Source organism: Pseudomonas sp. LS-2 (assembly GCF_003605735.1).
Classification (GTDB): domain Bacteria; phylum Pseudomonadota; class Gammaproteobacteria; order Pseudomonadales; family Pseudomonadaceae; genus Aquipseudomonas.
The window spans coordinates 96,760-120,749 of record NZ_QXTJ01000022.1 but is presented as its reverse complement, the minus strand read 5'-3'; the positions used below and the strand labels follow the sequence as shown (position 1 = coordinate 120,749).

Annotated in this window: 22 protein-coding genes and 3 pseudogenes; 13 read left to right on the top strand and 12 right to left on the bottom strand. The window is 61.0% G+C overall.

What is annotated here, in order from left to right; genetic code table 11:
• Nucleotides 1-75 precede the first annotated feature (75 nt).
• The 6 genes and pseudogenes from D3M70_RS13150 to D3M70_RS13130 all read left to right on the top strand — a co-directional run bounded on the left by D3M70_RS13150 (nt 76) and on the right by D3M70_RS13130 (nt 4,093).
• On the top strand, nt 76-1,008 hold the full coding sequence (locus D3M70_RS13150; RefSeq protein ID WP_120126185.1) for a 3-keto-5-aminohexanoate cleavage protein: 933 nt from the start codon (nt 76-78) through the stop codon (nt 1,006-1,008).
• Between the two features lie 85 nt (nt 1,009-1,093).
• Nucleotides 1,094-2,434 (top strand): MFS transporter, encoded by a 1,341-nt coding sequence (locus tag D3M70_RS13145; RefSeq protein ID WP_120126184.1) that lies wholly within the window; start codon nt 1,094-1,096, stop codon nt 2,432-2,434.
• Between the two features lie 150 nt (nt 2,435-2,584).
• Complete coding sequence (locus tag D3M70_RS13140) at nt 2,585-2,962, top strand: DUF2946 family protein (RefSeq protein ID WP_133306466.1); 378 nt, start codon at nt 2,585-2,587, stop codon at nt 2,960-2,962.
• A gap of 91 nt (nt 2,963-3,053) precedes the next feature.
• Nucleotides 3,054-3,494: pseudogene (locus D3M70_RS13135) on the top strand (SCO family protein); the annotation flags it as partial.
• A 1-nt stretch (nt 3,495) separates the two neighbouring features.
• Nucleotides 3,496-3,608 (top strand): annotated as a pseudogene (locus D3M70_RS33150) (SCO family protein); the annotation flags it as partial.
• Nucleotides 3,608-4,093, top strand: a complete 486-nt coding sequence (locus D3M70_RS13130) for a copper chaperone PCu(A)C (RefSeq protein ID WP_120126181.1) — start codon at nt 3,608-3,610, stop codon at nt 4,091-4,093. The pseudogene D3M70_RS33150 and the gene D3M70_RS13130, both read left to right, overlap by 1 nt.
• A 114-nt stretch (nt 4,094-4,207) precedes the next feature.
• On the opposite strand, the gene D3M70_RS13125 is transcribed toward D3M70_RS13130, so the two are convergent.
• The gene (locus tag D3M70_RS13125; RefSeq protein ID WP_120126180.1) at nt 4,208-4,567 is read right to left on the bottom strand and encodes a glyoxalase superfamily protein; all 360 of its coding nucleotides are present in this window, start codon (nt 4,565-4,567) and stop codon (nt 4,208-4,210) included.
• A 425-nt stretch (nt 4,568-4,992) separates the two neighbouring features.
• Between D3M70_RS13125 and D3M70_RS13120 the strand changes: the two genes are divergently transcribed.
• A complete protein-coding gene (locus tag D3M70_RS13120; RefSeq protein ID WP_120126294.1) occupies nt 4,993-6,303 on the top strand; it encodes an OprD family porin in 1,311 nt (436 codons plus the stop codon).
• Nucleotides 6,304-6,364: 61 nt separating this feature from the next.
• On the opposite strand, the gene D3M70_RS13115 is transcribed toward D3M70_RS13120, so the two are convergent.
• Both D3M70_RS13115 and D3M70_RS13110 read right to left on the bottom strand, forming a co-directional pair.
• Nucleotides 6,365-7,054, bottom strand: a complete 690-nt coding sequence (locus D3M70_RS13115) for a YoaK family protein (RefSeq protein WP_120126179.1) — start codon at nt 7,052-7,054, stop codon at nt 6,365-6,367.
• An 80-nt stretch (nt 7,055-7,134) separates the two neighbouring features.
• Nucleotides 7,135-8,157: an alpha/beta hydrolase gene (locus D3M70_RS13110; protein WP_120126178.1), complete on the bottom strand. Its 1,023-nt coding sequence runs from the start codon at nt 8,155-8,157 to the stop codon at nt 7,135-7,137.
• 315 nt (nt 8,158-8,472) lie between these two features.
• Here D3M70_RS13110 and D3M70_RS13105 point away from each other — a divergent pair, with 315 nt between their 5' ends.
• On the top strand, nt 8,473-9,993 hold the full coding sequence (locus D3M70_RS13105; RefSeq protein ID WP_120126177.1) for an FGGY-family carbohydrate kinase: 1,521 nt from the start codon (nt 8,473-8,475) through the stop codon (nt 9,991-9,993).
• Here the strand turns inward: D3M70_RS13105 and D3M70_RS13100 are convergent.
• From D3M70_RS13100 to D3M70_RS13075, 6 genes are all read right to left on the bottom strand, one after another.
• Entirely contained in the window at nt 9,980-10,699 is a 720-nt protein-coding gene (locus tag D3M70_RS13100; RefSeq protein ID WP_120126176.1) for an SDR family oxidoreductase, read from the bottom strand. The genes D3M70_RS13105 and D3M70_RS13100 overlap by 14 nt on opposite strands.
• A 23-nt stretch (nt 10,700-10,722) precedes the next feature.
• Nucleotides 10,723-11,700 carry a sugar-binding transcriptional regulator gene (locus D3M70_RS13095; protein WP_120126175.1) on the bottom strand — a complete coding sequence of 326 codons (978 nt, stop codon included), beginning with the start codon at nt 11,698-11,700 and terminating at the stop codon, nt 10,723-10,725.
• 36 nt (nt 11,701-11,736) lie between these two features.
• Nucleotides 11,737-12,603 (bottom strand): carbohydrate ABC transporter permease, encoded by an 867-nt coding sequence (locus D3M70_RS13090; RefSeq protein WP_218568417.1) that lies wholly within the window; start codon nt 12,601-12,603, stop codon nt 11,737-11,739.
• Nucleotide 12,604: 1 nt separating this feature from the next.
• Nucleotides 12,605-13,510 (bottom strand): carbohydrate ABC transporter permease, encoded by a 906-nt coding sequence (locus D3M70_RS13085; RefSeq protein ID WP_120126174.1) that lies wholly within the window; start codon nt 13,508-13,510, stop codon nt 12,605-12,607.
• 130 nt (nt 13,511-13,640) lie between these two features.
• On the bottom strand, nt 13,641-14,987 hold the full coding sequence (locus D3M70_RS13080; RefSeq protein WP_120126173.1) for a sugar ABC transporter substrate-binding protein: 1,347 nt from the start codon (nt 14,985-14,987) through the stop codon (nt 13,641-13,643).
• A gap of 75 nt (nt 14,988-15,062) precedes the next feature.
• Entirely contained in the window at nt 15,063-16,094 is a 1,032-nt protein-coding gene (locus D3M70_RS13075; protein WP_120126172.1) for a zinc-binding dehydrogenase, read from the bottom strand.
• 234 nt (nt 16,095-16,328) lie between these two features.
• Between D3M70_RS13075 and D3M70_RS13070 the strand changes: the two genes are divergently transcribed.
• Both D3M70_RS13070 and D3M70_RS13065 read left to right on the top strand, forming a co-directional pair.
• Nucleotides 16,329-17,483 (top strand): ABC transporter ATP-binding protein, encoded by a 1,155-nt coding sequence (locus tag D3M70_RS13070; RefSeq protein WP_256659833.1) that lies wholly within the window; start codon nt 16,329-16,331, stop codon nt 17,481-17,483.
• Between the two features lie 138 nt (nt 17,484-17,621).
• The gene (locus tag D3M70_RS13065; protein WP_120126170.1) at nt 17,622-18,221 is read left to right on the top strand and encodes a hypothetical protein; all 600 of its coding nucleotides are present in this window, start codon (nt 17,622-17,624) and stop codon (nt 18,219-18,221) included.
• A 102-nt stretch (nt 18,222-18,323) separates the two neighbouring features.
• Here the strand turns inward: D3M70_RS13065 and D3M70_RS13060 are convergent, their stop codons facing one another.
• Complete coding sequence (locus D3M70_RS13060) at nt 18,324-19,247, bottom strand: LysR family transcriptional regulator (protein ID WP_120126169.1); 924 nt, start codon at nt 19,245-19,247, stop codon at nt 18,324-18,326.
• A gap of 138 nt (nt 19,248-19,385) precedes the next feature.
• On the opposite strand from D3M70_RS13060, the gene D3M70_RS13055 reads away from it, so the two are divergent.
• Nucleotides 19,386-20,441 (top strand): tartrate dehydrogenase, encoded by a 1,056-nt coding sequence (locus D3M70_RS13055; RefSeq protein ID WP_120126168.1) that lies wholly within the window; start codon nt 19,386-19,388, stop codon nt 20,439-20,441.
• 102 nt (nt 20,442-20,543) lie between these two features.
• Nucleotides 20,544-21,896 carry a dicarboxylate/amino acid:cation symporter gene (locus tag D3M70_RS13050; RefSeq protein WP_120126167.1) on the top strand — a complete coding sequence of 451 codons (1,353 nt, stop codon included), beginning with the start codon at nt 20,544-20,546 and terminating at the stop codon, nt 21,894-21,896.
• Here D3M70_RS13050 and D3M70_RS13045 read toward each other — a convergent pair.
• Together D3M70_RS13045 and D3M70_RS13040 are read right to left on the bottom strand one after the other, a co-directional pair.
• Nucleotides 21,893-22,072, bottom strand: a pseudogene (locus D3M70_RS13045) (murein L,D-transpeptidase catalytic domain-containing protein); the annotation flags it as partial. The gene D3M70_RS13050 and the pseudogene D3M70_RS13045 overlap by 4 nt on opposite strands.
• A 284-nt stretch (nt 22,073-22,356) precedes the next feature.
• Nucleotides 22,357-22,782 (bottom strand): nuclear transport factor 2 family protein, encoded by a 426-nt coding sequence (locus D3M70_RS13040; protein WP_120126165.1) that lies wholly within the window; start codon nt 22,780-22,782, stop codon nt 22,357-22,359.
• Nucleotides 22,783-23,186: 404 nt separating this feature from the next.
• On the opposite strand from D3M70_RS13040, the gene D3M70_RS13035 reads away from it, so the two are divergent.
• The gene (locus tag D3M70_RS13035) at nt 23,187-23,810 is read left to right on the top strand and encodes a cell wall hydrolase (protein ID WP_120126164.1); all 624 of its coding nucleotides are present in this window, start codon (nt 23,187-23,189) and stop codon (nt 23,808-23,810) included.
• The last annotated feature ends 180 nt before the right edge of the window (nt 23,811-23,990 follow it).

Here is a 23,990-nt window from a genome sequence, read left to right as displayed (position 1 = left end):
CGCTCATACCACGAACAGCGCTCACCAAAACAGCTCGACAACAACTCTCATCAAGAACAACAAGGGAGAACACACATGTCCACAAAGCGTCCGGTCATCATCACGTGCGCCGTTACCGGTGCGATTCACACGCCTTCCATGTCGCCGCACCTGCCGATCACCCCGCAGGAAATCGCCGAGGCCGCCATCTGTGCCGCCGATGCCGGCGCTGCCATCGTTCACTTGCACGCCCGTGACCCCTTCGACGGCCGCCCGAGTCAGGACGTCGATCTGTTCCGCCAGTTCCTGCCGCAGATCAAGGCCCAGAGCGATGTGGTGATCAACATCACCACCGGCGGCGCACCGACCATGGGCGTCGAAGAACGTCTGCAGCCGGTGGCACAGCTCAAGCCCGAACTGGCGTCGCTGAACATGGGTTCGATGAACTTCGGCCTGTACGAAATGCTCGACCGTTTCACCGAGTTCAAACACGACTGGGAGCGGCCGTATCTGGAAGAAAGCGACGACCGCATCTTCCGCAACACTTTCCGTGACATCGCCCACATCCTCAACGCCTGCGCCGAGAACCGCACCCGTTTCGAGATCGAGTGCTACGACATCGGCCATCTCTACACCGCCGCGCATTTCCTGCAACGCGGGCTGCTCAAGGCGCCGATCTTCATTCAGTCGGTGTTCGGCCTGCGCGGCGGTATCGGCGGTCACCCCGAAGACCTGGCGCACATGCGTCGCACCGCCGACCGCCTGTTCGGCGATGCCTATGAATGGTCGATCCTGGGCGCCGGCCGCAACCAGATTCCATTGGGCACCATGGGCCTGGCGATGGGCAGCAACGTGCGGGTCGGCCTTGAAGATTCGCTGTGGGACGGTCCCGGCAAACTGGCGGCGTCCAACGCCGATCAGGTCAAGCGCATTCGTACCGTGATCGAGGCGCTCGGTGGCCGTGTCGCGACCCCGGACGAGGCGCGGGAGATGCTCGCACTCAAGGGCAAGAACGAAGTGGATTTCTGATCCGATTCACAGGGCTTACACGGTGCGCGCCCGCCGGCCGGGTCGCACCGTTCAATACCGCCGCCAGATTAACGAGGTTCGTGCAATGACAATGACAAAAACGCCCGAAGCGCCTTCTTCACCCCGCGATGCCGCCACGCTGAACAAGCTGTTGTTCGTCAAACTCATGCCGCTGCTGATCGCGGCCTACGTGCTGAGTTTTCTCGACCGCACCAACATCGCGTTGGCCAAGCATCAGCTGGATGTCGATCTGGGGATTTCCGCGGCGGCCTATGGCTTGGGCGCGGGGCTGTTCTTTCTGACCTATGCGCTGTCCGAGGTGCCGAGCAACCTGATCATGCACAAGGTCGGCGCGCGATTCTGGATCGCCCGGATCATGGTGACCTGGGGGCTTATTTCGGCGGCCATGGCTTTCGTCCAGGGCGAAACGTCGTTCTACGTCTTGCGCTTGTTGCTGGGGATTGCCGAAGCCGGTCTGTTTCCCGGCGTAATGCTGTACCTCACTTACTGGTTCGGACGTGAGCAGCGCGCCCGCGCCACCGGTTATTTCCTGCTGGGCGTGTGTGTGGCCAACATCATCGGCGGCCCTTTGGGCGCCGCACTGATGCAGCTCGATGGCCTGTTCGGCTGGCATGGCTGGCAGTGGATGTTCATGCTCGAAGGGTTGCCGGCGGTGTTCTTCGCCATCGTGGTGTGGAAGAAATTGCCGGACCGCCCGAGCAAGGCGAGCTGGTTGAGCCCAGCCGAAGCGCAGCAGATCGAGCGCCAGTTGGCGACGGAAGCCGAGGAGGGTGCCGGGCACGGCGGTCATGCGCTCAAACAATGCCTGACGCCGCAGATCCTGCTGGCGAGCGTCGGCTACTTCTGCCATCAGATCACCGTCTACACCGTGATCTGCTTCCTACCGGGGATCATCGGCAAAGACGGCGACCTGAGCACGGTTCAGATCGGCCTGCTGACCTCGCTGCCCTGGATCGCGGCAGCGCTGGGCGCCATTGCCTTGCCCCGTTTCGCCACCACGGCGCAGCGGTCGCGGCGCATGCTGGTGACCGGCTTGCTGACTATGGCGGCGGGGTTGGTGATCGCGTCGCTGGCGGGGCCGGTGATCAGCCTGCTGGGGTTCTGCATTTCAGCGGTAATGTTCTTCGTCGTGCAGTCGATCATCTTTCTTTACCCGGCTTCACGGCTCAAAGGCGCGGCCCTGGCTGGCGGGCTGGGATTCGTCAATTGCCTGGGCCTGTTGGGCGGTTTCGTCGGGCCATCGGTGATGGGGCTGATCGAGCAGAGCACCGGCAATGCCATGAACGGCATGAAAGTCATTGCCGTGGTGCTGGTGGTAGCGGCCATCGCCGCGCTGCGTTTGCGTCAGGGCCATGAGCGGGAGTTACAGCAGGAGGCTGTAAAAGGCGCGCGGCAGTCGGCTTAGGTTATTTCGTCCGCACGCCACTTGTAGCAGTCCGGCCGGACTGCAACAGGATTTGCCCGAGGAAGACATAACGCCCTGCGCGGTTTTGTCGCACCCGGCAGTCTGGCCCTGAAACCTGTCATGGGGCGCAACGATGTAGAATTGCGCCCCATGAAATTCGTCCGAACCCATCAATCGCTCATCGCCTGGATGCTGTACGGCATCGTGCTGTTCAGTGGATTGGTGTGCAGCCTGAGTCATGGGCAGATGTTGCGGGCGTTCAATCAGTTCAGCGAATCCGCCGTCTGCAACGATCACCACGGCGTGCCGAGTCAGATGGACATGGCGCAGATGGGCGATCATGCCCAGCTCATGAAACTGTCCATGACCGATTGCGCCTTCGCCGGCACCCTGGCGTTGTCGCTGGTGTTCTTCATCGGCCTGGGCTGGCTGGCACGCATCAAGCGCAAGCCCGTCCCCCGTTCCGACTACCTATTGCGCAAACCGCCGCGACGCGTCTTTCCCGGATGGTCGCCACAGGCCCCCTGAGGCTGCGTTGTCCGGATGCTGTTTGGCGTCGTCCTTCGTGGACGAGTAAGGACCGGTTGTACACCGGTCGCTGCTTCAGAGAGTTCGAACGATGAATGAGTTACTGACCCGCCGTCAGGTGGTCACCGGCATGGGCCTGCTGGGCCTGGGCCTGCTTGCAGGCTGCGATGGTTCGACCACCGCGCTGGATTTCAAATACGGTAAGGATCTGAGCAACAAGATCATGGGCCGTACCTTCAAACTCACCGACACCCAGGGTGAGGTCAAGACGCTGTCCAGCTATCGCGGCCTGATGCCGATGGTGTTCTTCGGTTTCACCCAGTGCCCGTCGGTGTGCCCGACCGCGCTGGCCCGCGCTGCGCAGATCAAGAAGATCATGGGGGAGGACGGCAAGACCCTGCAGGTGATTTTCATCACCGTCGACCCCGAGCGCGACACGCCGCAGATCCTCGACGCCTATGTCAAACAGTTCGACCCCAGCTTCGTGGCCTTGCGCGGCACGCTGGAACAGACACAGCACGTGGCCAAGGAGNCGGCGACCAGTTTCGTATTCGACTCGCGCGGCAACCTGCGCCTGGGCCTGTCGCCATCCCTTTCCGCCAAGCAATGCGCGGTGGATCTGACCACTGTCATGGAGGTCTGCTGATGACCGCTCTGTTGACCAACGCCGCCCGGTTTCTGGCGCTTTCACTTCTGGCGGGCGTAAGCTTTTGCGCCCTCGCAGAGACTCGCGTGGACGATGCCTGGGTCCGCACTACGGTACCGGGGCAGCCAGCGTCCGGCGCGTTCATGCGCATCACGGCGGACACCGACAGCAAACTGCTGAGCGTCAGTTCGTCGGTTGCCAACAACGTGCAGATTCATCAGATGAGCATGACCAACGACGTCATGCACATGGGGCCGGTGGATTCGGTGCCGCTGCCGGCTGGCAAGACAGTTGCGCTGGACCCGGACGGTTATCACGTGATGCTGATGGGGCTGAACGGGCAGATCAAGGAAGGCGATCAGGTGCCACTGACCCTGACCGTGGAGAACGCCAAAGGCGTGCGCGAGGCTATTGAAGTGAAGGCACCGGCCCGGGGAATGATGGACTCGATGGACATGGGCCACGACCACGGTTCGATGCATTGAGAACGGCCTGAGGTCTACTCGGCGCACCGGTTGCTGCGGATCTCCTGCCCGTAGCAGCCCGGCTTGCCGGCAGTGGCGATTTCACGAACGCCGCCGCTGGCAAGCCGTGCCGCGCTAATCCTGCTCACAAAACCGGATCCGGTTGCCGAATGGGTCCGCAATTTCCATGACCTTTCCCCAGTCCATCTCCTGAATTCCCGGTTTGGCGAAGGCATAGTCCCGGGCGTTCAATTCCTCGCACAACGCCACGATCCCGACCACTGGCACAAACAGCGTCGATCCCGGCGTCGCATCGCCATGGTGGCCGGTCAGATGGACCACCAGATCCCCTCGACGGGCCTGCTGATAAAGGGGGAAGTTGTCACCGAACCGGTGCTCCCAATCGATACTGAAACCCAGAAAGTCGACATAGAACTCCCTGGCCTTGTCTTCGCAAAAAATCCGAATCAACGGTATGGCACCGGAAATCTGCATTGCCCACGCTCCTTGATGGCTGAAACGCCGATTCTAGCCGAATCGAAGCTGACCGGTTCGCGCCGCCGCGCTGATTCGGCCGCTGCGCAGGGGGTGCAATGCCAGTCGGCGATAACCCGCGTTAATACTGAGCGCCATGGCTTCAGTCAATCGCCCCTTCATCAACTAATCGGGGTGTGATTACTGCATGTTTTGAAGAAAGTCTTTTTCCATAACCCCCATATGTTCACCGGGTACAGTCACTTAACCTCCGTGGGAGTGCCGGTCTTGACACCTGCGCTGCTGACCGACACTGCTGGGTCAGTGGCACCAGGTCCTGCCCGCGCCTCGTAGAAACGACAAAGCCAAGTCTTCAACTTCCTGCCAGCAACGCACTATAAGAGTGACCTCAAAACGTGAGTAAGAAAGTCAGCGTTTCCTTCAACATGATGATTGCAGGTTCGGCGATCGGTGTTGCCCAACTGGCCCATGCCGGATTTGTCGAAGACAGCAAAATGACCCTGGGCCTGCGCAATTTCTATTACGACGCGGACAACCGTGACGGCGGCGCGGACCAGCGTGAGTGGGCGCAGTCGTTCAAGCTCGATTACCTGTCCGGGTTCACCGAAGGCACCGTGGGATTCGGCGTCGATCTGCAAGCGCTGGTGGGCGTGCATCTGGACGGCGGCAGGGGGCATCACCCGGACAGCAACAGTTTCACCCCCAGTGACAGCGACGGCTCGGCGACCCATGAGTGGAGCAGTGGTGGGGCGACCGCCAAAGCGCGTTTTTCGCAGACCGAGCTTCGCTACGGCAATACCCTGACGCCCAGCCTGCCGATCCTGATCGCCAACGACGGTCGCCTGCAACCGCAGACCTACGAGGGCGGGATGTTCACCTCCAGAGAGATCGATAACCTGACGATCACCGGCGGGCAATTGGGTCATGCCAAAGGCCGCGCGTCGACCAACAGCACCGGCTTGTCGGTGTCCGGGGCGACGGAGGAGAGCAACAAATTCACCTTTGCCGGGGCCGACTGGAAGGCGACTAAACAGCTGACGTTGCAGTATTACTACGCCAATCTCGAAGATTTCTACAAGCAACACTTCTTCGGCCTGATTCATGTGCAGCCGCTCAGTGAGAACCAGAGTTTCAAGACCGACCTGCGTTACTTCAGAAGCACCTCCGACGGCGCCAACGGTGACCCTGGCTATCGCTTCAACAACAACGGTGGCTATGCGAAGAACCCCGGAGAGGTCGACAACAGCACGGCCATCGCGATGTTCACCTACACCTTCAGAAGCCACAGCCTGATGCTGGGCCATCAACGCGTTTCGGATGACGGCGGCCTGGTCTGGCTGAGTCAGGCCAACGTGGTCAATGGCCGCGGGCGCAACGAAGGTGAGGGCGGGATTTCGTTCTATTCCTTCACCGACGCCATCGTCGGCAACTTTGCCCGGGCCGGGGAAAACACGACCTTCGGTCAATACACCTATGACTTTGCCGGGTTAGGCGTATCCGGTCTGAAGGCGTCGATCGGCTACCTGCATGGCGAAGATGCCAAGGCCGTCAACGGCAGCGGCCCGGACACCCATGAATGGGAAACCGACATGCGCGTCGATTACGTTGTACAGGACGGACCGCTCAAGGGTTTCGGCACCACCTTGCGGCATGGGACCTACCGGGGCGGGGGCACGTCCATCGAGGATCAGGATCAGACCCGGCTGATCTTCAACTACACCTATAGATTTCTCTGAGTGATCCGTTGAGCCGCCAAGGCCCCCCGAAAAAAGGGGGCGTTGGCGTTGGCGATACGGATCAAACCAGGGCTTCGTCGCTGCCGAAGGTCCGGATGCAGGTCCAGATCGCGACCAGCACCGGTACCGTCAGACACCACAGCCCCATCGCCAGATACAGCAGCGCCGCGCCAACGCACCCCACCGTGAAGCCCAGCAGATTGAGGCCGATCGGCTTCAGCCGCTGGATGATCGCCGTGCGCTGTTCAGCGTCACGCAAGCCGATCAGCGCGAACACGTCGATGGCGCCCTGGGTCACGTTGCCGGTCATCAGGGTGGTCGGCGGTGCCCCTCTGAGGTGTTGGCGGGAAATCGCATTCTGAATCGCCATGGCCGAGACGCCGATCATGCCGGTGAGCAGGGCCGCGTTGCTGTCGCCATCGGTGAACGGCCCCAGCCAGATTGCCAGACCTGCGAATACTGCCAGCAACAGGGTGTGCAGGATGAGCAGGGGGCGTAGCGGGGTCAGGCCGCGACGGTTGATCGAAACGGCGGCGATGTGGCTCAGACCGACCACCAGCGCGAACACCGGCAATGCCAGCAATTTGGCCAGGGCGCCCGAGGTGCCGTGGACGATACTCACGCCCAGCGTCACGAAGTTACCGGTCACATGCGCGGTGAACAGACCTTGCAGCGCCAGAAAGCCGATGGTGTCGACGAATCCGCCGTTGAAGCTGAGGGCCGGGGCCATGGAGCGATGGATCGGAGGCATGGGCGTTTCCCTTGATGGATTCGCAAAACTCACACCGGCCAGGGTCATGGCCGATGTGAGCGGACGTGTCGCACGCTTGATCAGTTCAGGTGCGCCTTGAGTTCGCCGGCGGCCTGACGCATCGCGGCCTTGACCTCGGGAATGTTGCTCAGCGGGTTAAGCAGGCCGTAGTCGTGGACCATGCCGTTATAGCGCACGGCCGTGACCTGGACACCGGCGGCGTCCAGCTTGCGGGCATAGGCCTCGCCTTCGTCGCGCAATACGTCCAGGCCAGCGGTCTGCACCAGCGCCGGTGGCAGGCCCGTGAGTCGCTCGGTGGTGGCCCGCAGCGGCGAGGCGTGGATCTCGGCGCGCTGTTTCGCGTCGGTGGTGTAGCTGTCCCAGAACCAGGTCATCATGTTTTTGGTCAGGAAGTGCCCCTGGGCGTAGGTCTGATACGACTCGGTGTCGAAGCGAGCGTCGGTCACCGGCCACAGCAACAGCTGAAAGCGCAGTTTCGGCGTGTTCTGTTCCTTGGCCATCAACGCCACCACGGCCGCCATGTTGCCGCCGACGCTGTTGCCGGCCACTGCCAGACGCGAGCTGTCGACATTGATCTCTTTGCCGTGCTCGGCCACCCACCGGGTCGCCGCATACGCTTGATTGATGGCGGTGGGGTAGTGCGCTTCCGGCGATGGCGTGTAGTCGACGTAGACAGCGACGGCCCCGGAGCCCACCACCAGATCGCGAATCAGTCGGGCGTGGGTCGGGTAGTCACCGAGCACCCAGCCGCCGCCGTGGAAATACATGAACACCGGCAGTTGACCCTTGACCCCAGCCGGACGCACGATGGTCAGTTTGATGTTCTGGTTGTCGGCCTTGATGGTCTTCTCGCTGACCTCGATGCCGGACATGTCCACTTTTACCGAGTTCTGCGCACCGGTCAGCACCGCACGGGCATCCTTGGGGCTCATCTGTTCCAGTGGACGGCCACCGCCGGCGGCCAACGCATTGAGGAAGGCCTGGGTCTGGTGTTCTGGCACTGCTGCGGTTTCGGCGGCGAAGGCGTTGCCGATGGACAGGGCGAGGAGGGTGGCGGTCAGGGCTTTCTTGAAATGGGTCATGATGAGTTCTCTCGATCCTTGGATGTCGCTAATGGTCTTTAGTGGGTCGCCGCTTTCGCTCGTCGAGCTGTCTGGTGGCTGGCTTGGAAGCAAATGTACGGATAAGTCCTTGTTGAGACAATTAGGCTAAATCGAGACTCATTGTTTCTATTCTAGGGACGCTTGATCCTTGTGTGACTTGCGCGAGGAACGAAGGGCTCGAGCGGGACGTTACCGGAAGGTGCGCCATCGTCCAGTCGCATTCTCAGCTAGGCTTGCTCTTCGATTCGGCAGTTGTCACGGACGCTGGCAGACGGCGCGGGAGCAGGAGCAGGCATGCAGGAACTGGTGATCGGTATCGACCTGAGCACGACGACGTGCAAGGCCATTGCCTGGGATGCGCGGGGGGTGCTGGTGGCGCAGGCTCGGGCGCCGTTGACGCTGTTGCGACCGGCACCGAATGCGTATGAGCAGGACCCGGAAGACTGGTGGCGGGCCACGCAATTTGCGTTGAAAAGCCTGCTGTCGATGATCGAGGGCAAGGCCATCGCCGCCGTGTCGGTGGTCAATCAGCGAGAAACCGTCGCGGTCACCGATGCCGAGGATCGTCTGTTACGCCCGGCCATTCTCTGGCTCGATGAGCGGCGCAAGGATGAGGTCGCAGCGCTCTGCGAACGGGTCGGTCACGCGCGGTTGCACGCGATCACCGGTAAGCCCCATGACTGGGCGCCAGCGATTTACAGCCTGGCGTGGATGGCGGACGCGGAGCCTGGGCTATTCACACAGATACGTCATGTCTACGAACCCCACGCCTGGCTGGTGCGCAAGCTGACCGGCCAGTTCGTCACCAGTTGGGCCAGCGCCGATCCCATCGGCGCGTTCGATATTCATCGACACGAATGGGCGCAAGACGTGCTCGAGGCGCTGCCGATCCCGTTGAGCGCTGACTGTTTCCCCGCAGCATCGGCGCCGGGCACGCTGCTCGGCAGCGTCACGCGTAACGCTCAGGCCCTGACCGGTCTGCCCGCCGGCACGCGGGTAGTCGCAGGCGGCGGAGACGGCCAGGCCGGTGGGCTGGGCATTGGCGTGGTCAGCCCCGGCACGGCGTATCTGAACCTGGGCACGGCCATCGTCTCCGGTGTCTACGCCGACAGCCCGAGGGTCGATGACGCGTTTCGCACCCTGTGCGCCATCGACCGTCAGGGCTATGTGCTGGAAACGTCGCTGCGCTCCGGCACCCTGCTGATCAACAGCCTGCTGCGACAGTTCTTCGAGATCGATGTGGTGTCCCAGCCCGAGAGCCTGATCCGTCTGGAAATCGAAGCATCCCGCGTGGCGCCGGGCAGTGCCGGTCTGATCCTGTTGCCGTACTGGAACGGCGTGATGAATCCCTATTGGGATCAGGATGCGCGGGGATGTCTGTTGGGTTTGTCGCCGGACCACGGCCGTGCACAAATCTATCGAGCGGTGCTCGAAGGCATCGCGCTGGAACAGGCGCTGGCGACCCGGCGCATGGTCCAGGCCACCGGCGAGCCAGTGAATACCTTCGTTGCCATTGGTGGCGGGGCGGCCAGTCGCCTGTGGTGCCAGATTATCGCCGACATCACCGACAGACCGGTGATTCGCGCCGCGACCCAGGAAGCGTCCAGTCTTGGCGCCGGCATTGCAGCGGCTGTCGGTGCGGGCTGGTACGAGGATTTCGCCAGTGCCGCGCAGGTGATGACTCAGGACGGCGAAAGCTTCCTGCCCAACCCGGCGTTGCGTGAGTTTCATCAGCAGTTGCTGGCGCTCTACAGCGAACTCTATCCGCGGTTACGTGACCTGTACCCGCGTCTGGCGCAACTCAACCGGCGCTGAAGCCGCCGTCGACGGTCAAGGTCACGCCGTTGATCATTGCGGCGTCATCGCTGAGCAGAAAGGCGATGGTCGAGGCGATTTCACTGGGTTGCACGAATCGCCCCAGCGGAATGCGCGACAGCATCGACGCGGCCTTTACCGGATCGCTCCAGGCCTTGTCGGCCATGGGGGTCAGCGTCACCACCGGGTTGACGCTGTTGACCCGAATCCCGTGCGGCCCAAGCTCCACGGCCATGACCCGGGTCATCGCATCCAGCGCCGCCTTGGAGGCGCAATAGGCCAGATGATCGCGAGTGCCCACGGCTGCAGCCAGGCTTGAAACGTTGACGATGGCCCCTGGTACCCCCCGGGCGATCAGGTCCCGCGCAATCACTTGCGCCACCACCATCGGCGCGCGGGTGTTGACTGCCATCAAGTGGTCGAATGTCTGCACCGACGTATCGAGAAACGACTCCAGCTCCACCACACCCGCGCAGTTGACCAGCAGATCGATCGGCAGCATCGTCGCCACGGCGGCCTGGGTCGCCGTGACATCGGCCAGGTCCACCACCAGCGTCTCTGCGCAATAGGAAAGATCCGCGGCATTGCGCCCCAGAGCGATCACTTCGGCGCCACAACGGGACAGCCATTGCACGGTCTCGCGGCCAATGCCTTTGCCGGCACCGGTGACCAGAATCCGTTTGCCGATGAAGTCGCGGGTGGCCATGGCCGTTCTCCGAAAGGGGCGATTCAGCTTTGATCGAGCAGTTGCTGCGCGGCGCTTTCGTCGATCACCAGTTCATGGACCACGTTGCGCAACAGCACCGCACGAATGATTTCGGCCTTGTACGGACCACCGGACACCAGCACCACTTTCTTGATCTTGCGCAGGTCTTCCAGGTCCAGCGAAATGGCGCGTCGGTTGAGCGGATGATTGACCTCGATACCGTCGCGATCCAGCCAGCGCCCGAGCAGATCGCCCACCGCGCCGGCCGCGCGCAGGGATCGTGCGTCCTCGGGATTGACCAGCCCCAACTCCAGCATCAACGAGCGCTCGCTGAGATCGCCGACGGTGAGCAGCGCCAGGTCGGCCTGTCGCGCCTTGCCCAGCACGTCCTGCACCGAAGCCTCTTCGAGGATCATGTCGCGGTACGGTTCCGACGGCGCGAACACCGGCGCGGCGAGGTAGTAGTAGGAACCGCCGAACAGCCCGGCGAGGCTCGATGCGATCTCGACCGTGTTGTTGGCCGAGCCGTAATGCAGGCCTCCCAACAGCGACAAAACGGTCATGTTCGGCAATGCACGGCCAGGCAGTTCGCGCACCGCCTGACGCAAGGTCCGGCCCCAGCCCACTGCGATGATGCAGCCATCGGTCAAGTGGTCTTCGATCCTCGGTGCCACGCCAACGCCCAACACACGGAAGATCGTCGAGGGGTCCTCCGGCGAGGGCACCACGGTCACCCGCTCCAGTCCGAAGCGCTCCTGAATCAGGTCTTCCAGTGCGATACAGGAGGCCAGCGGCGAATTGATGCGAATCTGCACCACCCCGGTCTCGCGACAGGTCGCCAGCGCCTTGTTGACCCGTACTCGCGTGGTGCCCACCCGGTCGGCGATCTGCTGCTGGGTCATGCTGTTGACGTAGTAGTCCCAGGCGATGCGGATGTTCAGTTGATCCTCCGCGCTTGCCGTTTCCGGGTCGGCGGTCAGTTCCGAATAGCGATTCTGCACGGCAGTGTCCTTGGGAGAGCCTGAAAAGCGGGGCGCTTATTTCACGGCGCCCATGGTCAGACCTTGTACCAGATGCCTGGAAACCATCAATGCGAAAATGATCACCGGAAACACGATCAGCGTGCCGGTGGCCATGATCTCGCCCCAAGGCAAGTCGTAACCGCTCATGAAACTGGTGGCGGTCACCGGCGCGGTGCGCGCGACGTTGCGGGTCAGCACCAGCGCATACAGCAGTTCGTTCCAGGAGAAGATGAACGAGAAAATTGCCGACACCGCCACCCCCGGCATCGCCAGCGGCAGGGCGATGCGCCAGAAAATGGTGAAACGCGAGGCGCCGGACAACCGCGCCGCTTCGTCCAGGTCCTTGGGCACGCCGCGAAACTGGTCGGTGCAGATCCACACCACGATCGGCAGATTGAAAGTCAGGTAGATCAGAATCAGCACCAGGTGAGTGTCGATCAGCCCCAGATTGCGCGCCATGAGAAAGATCGGCAGCGCCACGACGATGGGGCTGAGCATGCGATTGGTGATGAACCAGAACCACAGGTCTTCCTTGCCTTTGAACTCGAAGCGGGCCAGCGCATAAGCGGCCGGGGTTCCCAGGCCGACGGCGAGCACAGTGGTGCAGACCGCGACAATAAGCGAGTTGCCGAGGCTGTGCAGCACGTCGCGCTCGAACAACACTTTGACGTAGTTATCCAGATGCGGCGTGAAGGCCCAGATGGGGGGCGAAGCCAGCGCTTCGGCCTGGGTCTTGAGGCTGGTGGCGACCATCCAGTAGAAGGGAAACACGGCGAACAGGAAGATCGCCAGCAATCCCACCAGATGCCAGGCGTTGACCTTCATCCTGGGCCTGATCCGCTCGGGGGTGGCCACGATGTCAGCGGCAGGAACGGTCGCCATGTCAGATCTCCCGGTAGACGAATTTGATGTACAGGCGCGCCAGTACGATGGTCAGGATCAGCAGCAGAATCGCCTGCGCCGAGGCCACGCCCTGGTCGAACACCCGAAAGCCGATGCGCTGGATGTAGACACTGACCAGCTCGGTCGCCGCACCCGGTCCGCCACGGGTCATGGTGAACACGGTGTCGAACATCTTGAGGATGTCGGCGGTGCGCAGGATCAGAATCACCGTGGCGCTGGGCAGTAGGAAGGGCAGTTGCACGTAACGCACGATTTGCCAACGGCTGCGGGTTTCCAGACGCGCGGCTTCTTCGATCTCGTTGGGCACCATGGTCAATCCGGCCAACAGCACCAGTGCGCAGAAAGGCGTCCATTGCCAGATGTCCATCAGCGCAACGGCGATGAAGGCGTTGGTGGTGTCGCCCAGCCATTCGACGGGGCCTGCGTTGAGCATCGCCAGCAGGGCATTGGCGACGCCGAAGTCGCGGTTGAACACCAGCCGTCCGATCAGGCCGGCAACGGCGGGGGCCGTGGCGAGCGGGATCACCAGGCTCATCCGCGCCAGCAACTTGAAGCCCGACAGCCCGGGCTTGTGTAGCAGCAACGCGATGATCAGCCCCAGCGCAAGCTGGATCGGCACCACGGTGATGAGAAACAACCCGGTCCGCCCCAGCGCCGCCCAGAACGAGGCGTCGTTGAGCACGTTGAGGTAGTTGTCGAAGCCGATAAAGGGCGTCGGGTCTTTCGGGCGCGCCAGGTTGTACTGGCGGAACGAATTGACCAGCGCAAACACCGTCGGAAAGATCCCGATCAAGGCCAGGGCGACGGTGGCGGGCGCGAGGAAGGAAAACGCTGCCCGGGTGTTGTTCCACAAAGTCGGGAACACCGGTTTTTTGTTGTTGGACATATCACATTCTCAGCACAGCTGTTTCTGCCGAAGGCGCAGGAGCGCGCTTGCCCGCGATTGCGATTTGACTGTCACCCTCGCGACGCATGAAGTGACGCCATCGCGGACAAGCGCGCTCCTCCAGGTTTTTCTATTTCAGCAACTTGACCTTGCCGTCGTAGTAGCCCGCTTTCTTCAGGATGTCCTCCATCTTGCTGCCGATGGCCTTGGCGCCGTCTTGCACACTGCTCTTGCCGAGCATGATCGCGGTGCCATTTTCACCGACCACTTCGGAGATCTCAGGCCACTGCGGGAAGCGCGGGCGATAGTCGGGCACGCCGCCGTCCCATGAAGTCACCATCGGCACCACGAACGGGTATTTCTTCTGCACCTCGGGGTCTTTGTAGACCGACATCCGGCCGCTCACGCCACCGGCATCCAGATACGGCCTGGCCATGGCTTCGGAGGTGACCCATTGAATGAACAGCCACGCCGCCGCTTTCTGTTTGTCATCGGAGTGCGCATTCACGCCCAGCGAGAAGCCGCCCAATGCCGGCTTGAGCCCCGCTGGCCCCTTGGGTTCGGTCGCCACGGCCAGGCAATCGGTGATCTTCGATTTTCCGGGGTCGGCCAGGGTGCTGTAGAACGCCGACCACTCGGTAATCATCGCCACTTTGCCCTGGGCCAGCGCGTTGACCGCTTCGTTGTGGTCGTAGTCGACGATGCCCGGCGGCATGAACTTCATCAGCTCCTGACGGAACTGCAGACCTTCCTGAGAAGCTTTGGAATTGAGGTTGGACTTGAAGTTGGCGTCCAGCAGCGAGCCACCGAACGGCCAGAGGAAGCGCATGAAACTGTCCGCCGACTGGGTCTCGCCGCGCCGCGACTGCAAGGCATAGGCGTAGCGGTCCCTGGACTTGTCGGTGAGCTTGGGCGCGTAGTCTTTGAGCAGCTCGTCCCACGTCGCTGGCGGCTTGTCGAACCCGGCGTCCTTGAGCATGCACTTGTTGTAGAACAGCAGCCCCGAATAGTTATCGAACGGCAGTCCGTACGTCTGCTTGTCCCAGCTGCCGAAGGACTCCAGCAGAATCGGGAAGAACCCGTCGAGCTTGAGGTCAGGGTCCGCGAGTTTGGGGTCCTTGGTGAACGTTGTGATCGGCTCCAGCCAGCCGTTACCGGCGAATTCCCCGATCCACACCACGTCAGTCAGCACCACGTCGAGTTGCTCGCCGGAGGTGAAACTCAACACCTGGCGCTCGCGGCTGTTCTCGTAGGGGATGGTTTCGTAGCTGACCTTGATGCCGGTCTTCTTCTCGAATTGCGGCAGCAGTTTGATCGCGGCAGCATAACCGGGGCGGTCGAGGAAAATCGCCTTGATTTCGGTGCCCTTGTAGGGCGCGCCGGCCTCTTCCAGTGTCCAGGCCTGCGCAGCGCCAGACCCCAGGACAGAGCCCAGCGCGACGGACAGGGCGAGGGCGTTCCATACCAGCTTCTTCATGACGTGACCTCTTTATTATTGTGGGTGAGGATTACGCGTTGTCAGCGCTCACGCGCCTCGGGAGTTACAGCATTTTCATTCCGGGTTGGGCAGCACGATGGTCTTCAGCGCGCCGTCGAGAAACTCCGACGGGTAGCTGAAGGCTTCGGTGGCCTGTTGCAGGTCGAAGCGGTGGGTGACCAGGCAATCCACGTCCACCGCGCCTTGGGCGACCAGTTCAATGGCCCGGTCATAGACATGGCCCATGCGCCGGGACATGCGGATGTCCAGACCCTTGCGCCGCAGCAGTGAAGCACTCAACGGCGCGTATTGATCGCCATCGGGAATGCCCACCAGCACCACGCGACCGCCGATGCGCGCGGACTGCGCAGCGATCTGAAAACCTTCGGGCGAGTTGGTCGCTTCCAGCACCAGATCGACGCCTCGACCATGGGTCCACTCGGCGATGGCGGCGTGATCGGCCGCCACTTCATCGGCGCCCAACTGACGGGCTTTTTCGGTGCGATAGTTGATCGGGTCGATGGCGTAAATGGCTTTTTTGCACATCATCCGCGCCAGCTGCAGCAGGCACAGCCCGATGGGACCGCAGCCGATGATTGCCACGGTTTCGAAGAGTTTTTTCGTGCCCGCCAGGTCCATGGCATGAATCGCCACGCCCAAGGGTTCGAGCATGACCGCCTGCACGGGGGTGAAGTGATCGGGGACCGGGTAGATCTGGCTGGGCGAGACCGCGATGTATTCGGTCATCGCGCCGTGGGTGTGGGGCGGTGAACCGAGGAATTGCACATGGGGGCACAGGTTCACATGACCGCGATGGCACCATTCGCACTGGCCGCAGGGTTTGGCCGGGTCGACTGCCACCAGGTGTCCGGCCTTGAGTCCGAGCGCTGGCTGATCCTCGACCACACGGGCGGCAAACTCATGACCGGCGATGAACGGTTGGGTGATCCGCGCATGACCGATGGCGCCTTCCTTGTAGTAATGCAAGTCACTGCCGCAGACCCCGACAGCGCTGACCCGCAGCAAGACTTCGTCGCCAACCGGCACGGGCACCGGCTTTTCGCCAATGCGGATGTCCCGGATGCCATGGATGTAGGCAGCCCGCATTCGGTGCGCTCCTTGACATTTGTATTTTTAGAATTACAAATGATCGTAGGACGAAATGTTTGGCTGTCAAGTTTGTACACGAGACATTCCCGTAGGAGCGCGCTTGCCCGCGAAGGCGTAATGTCGCAACACACGAATGCATCTGGTCTACCGCTTTCGCGGGCAAGCGCGCTCCTACACATCGCAGCGCGTTGCAGGTCTGAAACAACAACAATAATTTCAGGGGATACGATTTTGACTGAGCTCAATTTGAGTGGCGTCGAGAAAGCCTATGGCGACATCAAGGTGTTGCATGACATCCACCTGAGTATCGAAAGCCGCGAATTCGTGGTCTTCGTTGGACCGTCCGGCTGCGGCAAGTCGACCCTGCTGCGCTGCATCGCGGGCCTGGAGAGCATCACTCAGGGCCAGATCCGCATCGGCAACCGCGACGTGACGTATCTGGAACCCGCCGACCGTGGCGTGGCGATGGTCTTCCAGTCCTACGCGCTGTACCCGCACATGTCGGTCTACGACAACATCGCCTTTGGCCTGAAAATGCAGAAACTCCCCAAGGAGCAGATCCAGGCGAAGGTGCAAAACGCAGCGCGCATTCTGCAGCTCGAGCCTCTGCTGGATCGCAAACCCAAGGCGCTGTCCGGCGGGCAGCGGCAACGGGTCGCCATTGGCCGGGCCATCGTCCATGAGCCGGAAATCTTTCTGTTCGACGAACCGCTGTCCAACCTCGACGCCTCGCTGCGGGTGCAGATGCGCATCGAGATCGCCAAGCTGCACGCCGATCTTCAGGCCACCATGGTCTACGTGACCCATGACCAGGTCGAAGCGATGACCCTGGCCGACAAGATCGTGGTGCTCAACAAGGGCTGCATCGAACAGGTCGGCTCGCCACTGGAGCTGTATCACCACCCCCGAAATCGCTTTGTGGCAGGCTTCATCGGCTCGCCGCAGATGAGCTTTTTGCAAGTCTCGGCGGCTTCCGTCAGCACAGAGGGGGTCGAGGTGATCCTGCCCGGTGGCGGGCGTTTGCGGGTGCCGGTCAATGGCGATGGGGTCAAGGCCGGGGATGCCCTGACGTTGGGTCTGCGGCCGGAGCACCTGTCCGAGCTGGGTCAGGGCGAGGCGCAGATTCCGGCCAAAGCGCTGGTAGTCGAGCATCTGGGCGGAGAAACCTTTACCCACGCCGAAACCGCCGATGGCGCCGACTTGATGATCAAGGGCGATGGCATGTCCCAGGTGAAAGCCGGCCAGCAATTGTCGATCGGTGTGTCCGGAGGGCGTTGTCACCTGTTCAATGCGCAAGGGCAGGCGCTACCCCATCGCGTGCACTACACCGACCGGGCCGCTGAGGAGGCCGCGCAATTACCCGGTTCTGCGGCGGTGGCGGGCTAGCGGTCGCTCGGCCGGCTTGGCTGAAACGATCAGTCCAGAGCGGTTTTCATGTTTTTTCTTCAGTGATGGCCAATTGCGCCGATACAGCCCTTGGTCCGATGCGTTGTCGGATCGGATATTTAAACCCAGGAGCTGTAGATGCGCATTACCAGTGTTTTGATGTTGGCGGGCACATTGTTGCTGACCGGCTGTTCATCCCTCATGCAACCTGTCGACAATCAGGTGGTGCAGCCAAGCACGCAGGATGGCGCCCAAGTCGTGTTCATGCGCAGCGCGTTCACCGCCAAGGCGATCGACGCCTCCCTGTATGACGTCACCGATGGCAAGACTCAATTCGTGGGCATTCTGTCCAACGGCACCAAGATCGCTTACCCAACCGCACCGGGTCATCGCACCTTCATGGTGGTTTCCGAAGCTGCCGACTTTCTGGAAGCCGACCTTGCGCCGGGCAAGACCTATTACTCCATGGTCACCCCGCGCATGGGCATGTGGAAAGCACGCTTCTCCATGTGGCCGGTTTCTCGCGATCCCAAGGCCGAATACAGCCTGCAATCCAAGGACTTCAAGGACTGGATCGGCGACACCAAACTGGTCGCCAATTCACCGAAATCGCTGAACTGGTTTGAAAGCAACAAGACCAGCGTCGAAGCCAAGCGCGTTGAGTACTGGCCGGTATGGCAGAAGAAGAGCTCGGCTGATCTGCAACTGCGCACCCTGCACGCCGCTGACGGGCTGTAATCAACCGGCAGGCATGAATGTCATCCCCTTTAGCAGTCCGGCTTGCCGGCGGTGCCGCCCTTGGCATCCCCACCGCCAACAAGCCGTGCGGCTACAAAGTAATCACTCCATCTCAGAAGCCGCTTCGCCCAGATTGTCGATGTGCTTGAAGCGCTCCACCAGAAAGTCGATGAGGCTGCGTACCCGCGCGGACAGGTGCAGTTGCTGCGGGTAGACCGCGTAGACGTCGGCCCGCGTCGGGGTCTGGTCTTCCAGCACCAGTCGCAATCGGCCGCTGCGCACATAGCGGGCGATATCCCATTCGGCACGCAGCAGAATCCCGAACCCCTCCAGCGCCCAGTTCAGGGCCACTTCACCATCGTTGCAGCCCAGCGCCCCGCGCACCTTGATGTTCTGCGTCTTGCCGCCGTTGGTGAAACTCCACACCCCATAAGGCGTTTCGTTCTGGCGCAGGAAGATGCAGTTGTGATTCTGCAGATCGCTCAGCCGCGTTGGCACGCCATATTTTTCCAGATACAGGGGCGAGGCACACAACAGGCGGCGGTTGGAAGCGATCTTGCGTGCATGAAACGCAGCGTCCGCCAGCGTGCCGAAACGAATGCCCAGATCGAAACCATGGGCGGTCAGGTCCAGTGGGTGATCGCTGATCTCCAGTTGGATCTCCACCTCCGGATAACGCGCAAAAAACGCGGCCAACGCCGGACCGATATAGCGCCGACCAAACCCCAGTGACGCATTGACCCGAATCAGCCCCTTGGGTGTGGCGCGGCTGCTGCTGACCAACTGCTCGACTTCCTCGATCTGAGTGAGGATGCGCGCGGCATGGGAAAAATACAGCTCACCTTCAGTGGTCAGGCTCATGGACCGCGTGGTGCGATTGACCAGACGAATGCCCAGTCGCGCCTCAAGCGCGCTCAGGCGCTTGCTGATCGCCGGTGGCGTCACCCCCAGTTCACGGGCGGTCGCGGCGAGGCTGCCTTGCTTGGCAAGGAGGTGAAAAAACTGGAGGTCCAGAGACTGATTCATTCGTAACTCAAAGTTATGGATGTAGTGATTTGGAGTCACTCACTGCGTTGCGCTCACTACATATACTCCGCTCACACCCTGCTTGAACAGTCCGGTTCAAGAGGCAAAAACAAAAACGTTACGAGAGTGGAGTTGATCATGAGCGCATACAGAATTGCAGCGATCCCAGGCGACGGCATCGGCGTCGAAGTCATCGCGGCCGGCGTTGAAGTGCTGCAGGCCCTGTCGAAGAAATCCGGCTTCGAGCTGGATTTCAAACACTTCGACTGGAACTCGGACAATTACCTGAAAAACGGCTATTACATTCCCGAGGGCGGCTTGGCTGAACTCAAGACGTTCGACGCCATCTTCTTCGGCGCGGTCGGTGCACTCAACGTGCCGGATCACATCTCCCTTTGGGGGCTGCGTCTGCCGATCTGTCAAGGCTTCGACCAGTACGCCAACGTGCGTCCGGCGCGCGTGCTGCCCGGCGTGAAGAGCCCGCTGCACAACGGTGAGCAGATCGACTGGGTGGTGGTGCGCGAGAACTCTGAAGGCGAATATTCCGGCAACGGCGGCCGGGTCCACCGTGGCCTGCCCGAAGAAGTCGCCACCGAGGTGTCGGTCTTCACCCGCGCCGGTGTCGAACGCATTCATCGTTTCGCCTTTGAATTGGCGCAAAGCCGCCCTCGCAAGCACCTGACCATGGTCACCAAATCCAACGCCCAGCGTCACGGCATGGTCCTGTGGGATGAGATCTTTTACGAAGTCGCCAGAGACTTCCCCGATGTGAAGATCGACAAGGAGTTGGTGGACGCCGTGACCACACGCATGGTGCTCAAGCCAGGAACACTGGACGTGATCGTCGCCACCAACCTGCACGCCGATATTCTCTCGGACCTGGCGGCCGCTCTGTCCGGAAGCCTGGGCATCGCGCCCACCGCCAACCTCAACCCGTCGCGCAAATTTCCGTCGATGTTCGAACCGATTCACGGCTCGGCATTCGACATCACCGGCAAAGGCGTCGCCAACCCTGTTGCCACCTTCTGGACTGCCGCCATGATGCTCGAACACCTTGGTGAAGCGGCGGCCGCCAAGCAGTTGATGTCGGCCATCGAAGCCGTCACTGAGAGCGGCCTGCACACTCCGGATCTGGGCGGTACGGCCACCACGCGGCAGATCACCGACGCAGTGCTGGCGCTGATCAACCGCTGAGTCGGCACATTGATTCAAAGTAGTGCAGTTATCGCCGAGGGGCAGGGCTTTCCCTGACCCCTTCGGTATTTCCTGACAACAATAAAAAATCAGGGCCCTGTCATGAAAAGAATACTTGGCAAGTTATACGTGCAAGTCCTTATCGCGGTGATACTCGGCGCCATCGTCGGCGTGTTCGTTCCGGAAACCGCCACCGCGCTCAAACCCCTGGGTGACGCGTTCATCAAACTGATCAAGATGCTGCTGGCTCCGGTGATTTTCCTCACCGTCGTCTCGGGCATTGCACGCATGGAAAGCATGAAAGAGCTGGGCCGCGTCGGGTTTCGCGCCCTGTTGTATTTCGAAGTGGTGTCGACCCTAGCGCTGGTGGTCGGCCTGATCGTGGTCGATGTGTTCAAGCCCGGTGCCGGCATGAACATCGATGTCGCGACGCTCGACACTGCAAGTCTGGCGACCTACACAACCGCTGCCAAACACGCCTCGTTCATGGATTTCATCATGAACATCATTCCCGACACCATCGTCGATGCATTCGCCAAGGGCAATGTGCTGCAGATTCTGCTGTTCTCCATTCTGCTTGGCGTTGCCCTGGCGCAGGTCGGACCTCGCGGCAAGGTGTTCGTGGATGCGCTGGACAGCTTGATGCAGGGCATGTTTCGCATCGTCAACATGGTCATGCGCCTTGCGCCCATCGGTGCCTTTGGCGCTATCGCGTTCACCATCGGCAAGTATGGGTTCGGCTCGCTGTTCTCCCTCGGCAAGTTGATGGCCTGCGTGTACCTGACCTGCGCGGTATTCGTGATTTTCGTGCTGGGGCCGATCTGCCGTTACAGCGGTTTCAGCCTGTGGAAGTTTCTGCGCTTCATCAAGGAAGAGTTGTTCACCGTGCTGGGCACCAGTTCCTCGGAATCAGTGCTGCCGCAGATGATTTCCAAGATGGAAAAGGCCGGTGTGTCGAAACCGGTGGCGGGGATGATCATTCCCTCGGGACTGACCTTCAATCCGGACGGTCAGGCGATCTACTACACCATCGCTGCGATCTTCATCGCCCAGGCCACCAATACCCCGCTGACCCTGACCGATCAGTTGATCGTGCTGGCGGTGTTGATGTTCACCTCCAAGGGGTCGGCGGGTGTGACCGGGTCCGGTTTCATCATTCTTGCCGCGACGCTGGCCTCGCTGGGCACCATTCCGGTAGCGGGGATGGTGCTGCTGCTGGGGGTCGACCGCTTCATGTCCGAGGCGCGGGCGATCACCAACACCATTGGCAACGGCGTCGGCACCATGGCCATCGCCAAATGGGTGGGGGCGCTGGACACCGAGAAGATGAACAGGGCACTCAATGGTGAACCTGAACCGGAGAAGGTGCAGACTCAATCGGTCGAGAAGTCACCGCTGAACCCGTCACCCGCTGTCGGGCCACTGCCGGCCTTGCGCCCGCTGTCTCACGGTTAGCGAGCCGACGCTTTCGACGTGCAGTGGAGATACGACGAAGTGTTCAGCCACTGCGCGTCGGGGTAGTAGATAAACACCAACTGGCCGTCCTTCAATGTGTCGATCACCGGCCGAGCGGCCGCAGTCGGCACGGCAGGGCAGCCATGGCTTCTGCCGATTCGCCCGTTTGCGAGGGCGAAGTCGTGCTGCTACGGAGTGATATCGCATTCAGGCTTTTGATTCTGGCCGAAGGCCGTAGCAGTCCGGCTTGCCGGCGTTGATGTTCTTGCGATCGCTACCGCCGGCAAGCCGTGCTGCTACGGAGTGATCACTCCCTCTCCGATGCCGCTTCTGCCAGATTGAACGGGTGCCACAGGAATAAACCTTCCGACTCCTGATGCATCTGGCGAGCATCGAAGGTTGTGGTTGGGAGGCGTTGAAACAGATGACACCGTTTTCACCGATGTACCTGATAAAGGCTTTAACTGACAACTGAATCCCAGAGGGCTTTTCTGTCGATATGACAAACTGATTTGATAATCCGACCTTCTGAGTTGAGTGTCAGTATGTCAACTCCTTCGCAGTAAATTTTTCGATCTTCTTGCAACCCCACTATCACTGCGCACTGCGAAGCACTGAGTGCCCACTCCCACGCATAAACCTGCGTCTTGTCACAGCCAAACAGATTCAGCGTGTCAAATGTCATATCCGGAAAGTTCACCCACGCAACGGTCTCCAGGTGATCCTTCATAGCGGTCTTGGGGATGATCGGGTGCGGTCTGTCGACATAAATAGCGCCATCGGCCATGGAAGACACAATCCTGTCGGCGCGCCGGTTTACCCATCCCCAGACGTAGTTTTCGACGTTTTCAGGAATAGGCGGCGGGGTACGTAGTTGGGCTTTCATAGGAATCTCCATATTCAGTAGAAACGCGGTGGTTCAGAGCTCGTGCACTAGCGGCTGTATGGGAATGAAAGAAATCCTCCCATGACGTGTCAGCGGGCTATACAAATTTTGTCATCAAATAAGCTGCTTATTTAGAGTATTTCCTCATATCCCTTAGACGTTTACGCGATGGGTAAACGATCAAATGCTGTCAGTATTTGCATAAAGTTAAGACGCCACTATGCTGCTGCGAGCGAGCGATCCTCCAATCGCTTTTGTGCCTCGGCGTCTCCCAAAAAAATACCCCAGAAACGTGTCGACGACAGCTTGCGATGTTCCGCTTCACCACCGGCTGGCGCGCTTGGAATGGCCCGCAGGCGTGATTCGGGTGCAGGACCGATCGGCCCTACGCAAAAGGTTCGACGATGCGTCCCCTCTCTTTTTTTGTCTGTCTGCTGGCTGCGACATTCGCGGGCCAGACGTTTGCCGCCGATGCCACACCGGCACCTGAAGCGGTGATTACCAAAGCTCAAGTGCTGGAAGAAAAGGCCGCCGAGAAAGACGGCCCGACGCCTGCGGTGCCCAAGAGCGCGATCATCACTAAATCCGAGGCCCAGGCCGTGGACCCGGTGGGAGCCGCGTCAGTGGACGATGCCATTGTCTGCCTGTCGCGGACCATCTATTGGGAAGCCAAAGGCGGGACTGATGCAGATATGGAGGCGGTGGCCAACGTGGTGCTCAACCGGTTGGGCCACGATGGCTACCCGGACACCATCTGCGGAGTGGTCAAGCAGGGGGTGGAGAAGAAGGCTTGCCAGTTTTCGTGGTGGTGCGATGGGCGTTCAGACCAGGTGAAGGAAGATGATCGCTACGCGGCGTCCAAGGAGATCGCGCGCAAGGCGCTTAATCAGCAACTGACCGACCGCACCAAGGGCGCGATGTATTTCCATGATCGCAACGTCAGACCTGCATGGGCGAGCGAATACATCAGGACGGCCGAGACCGGGAAATTTCTGTTCTACAAGCCACAGGACGGGAAGGCGAAGTAGACAGCGTGGCAGAGCACTGCATCGCTTGTTCCCACAAGGGGGACCACGCCCCAATAGTTGTCGATTGTTCCCACGCTCTGCGTGGTAAGCAGTGATCGACGCTCCGCGTCGCCTTGGACGCAGAGCGTTCTGGGAGGCATTCCCACGCGGAGCGCGGGAACGATCAACGTTGAGATCATT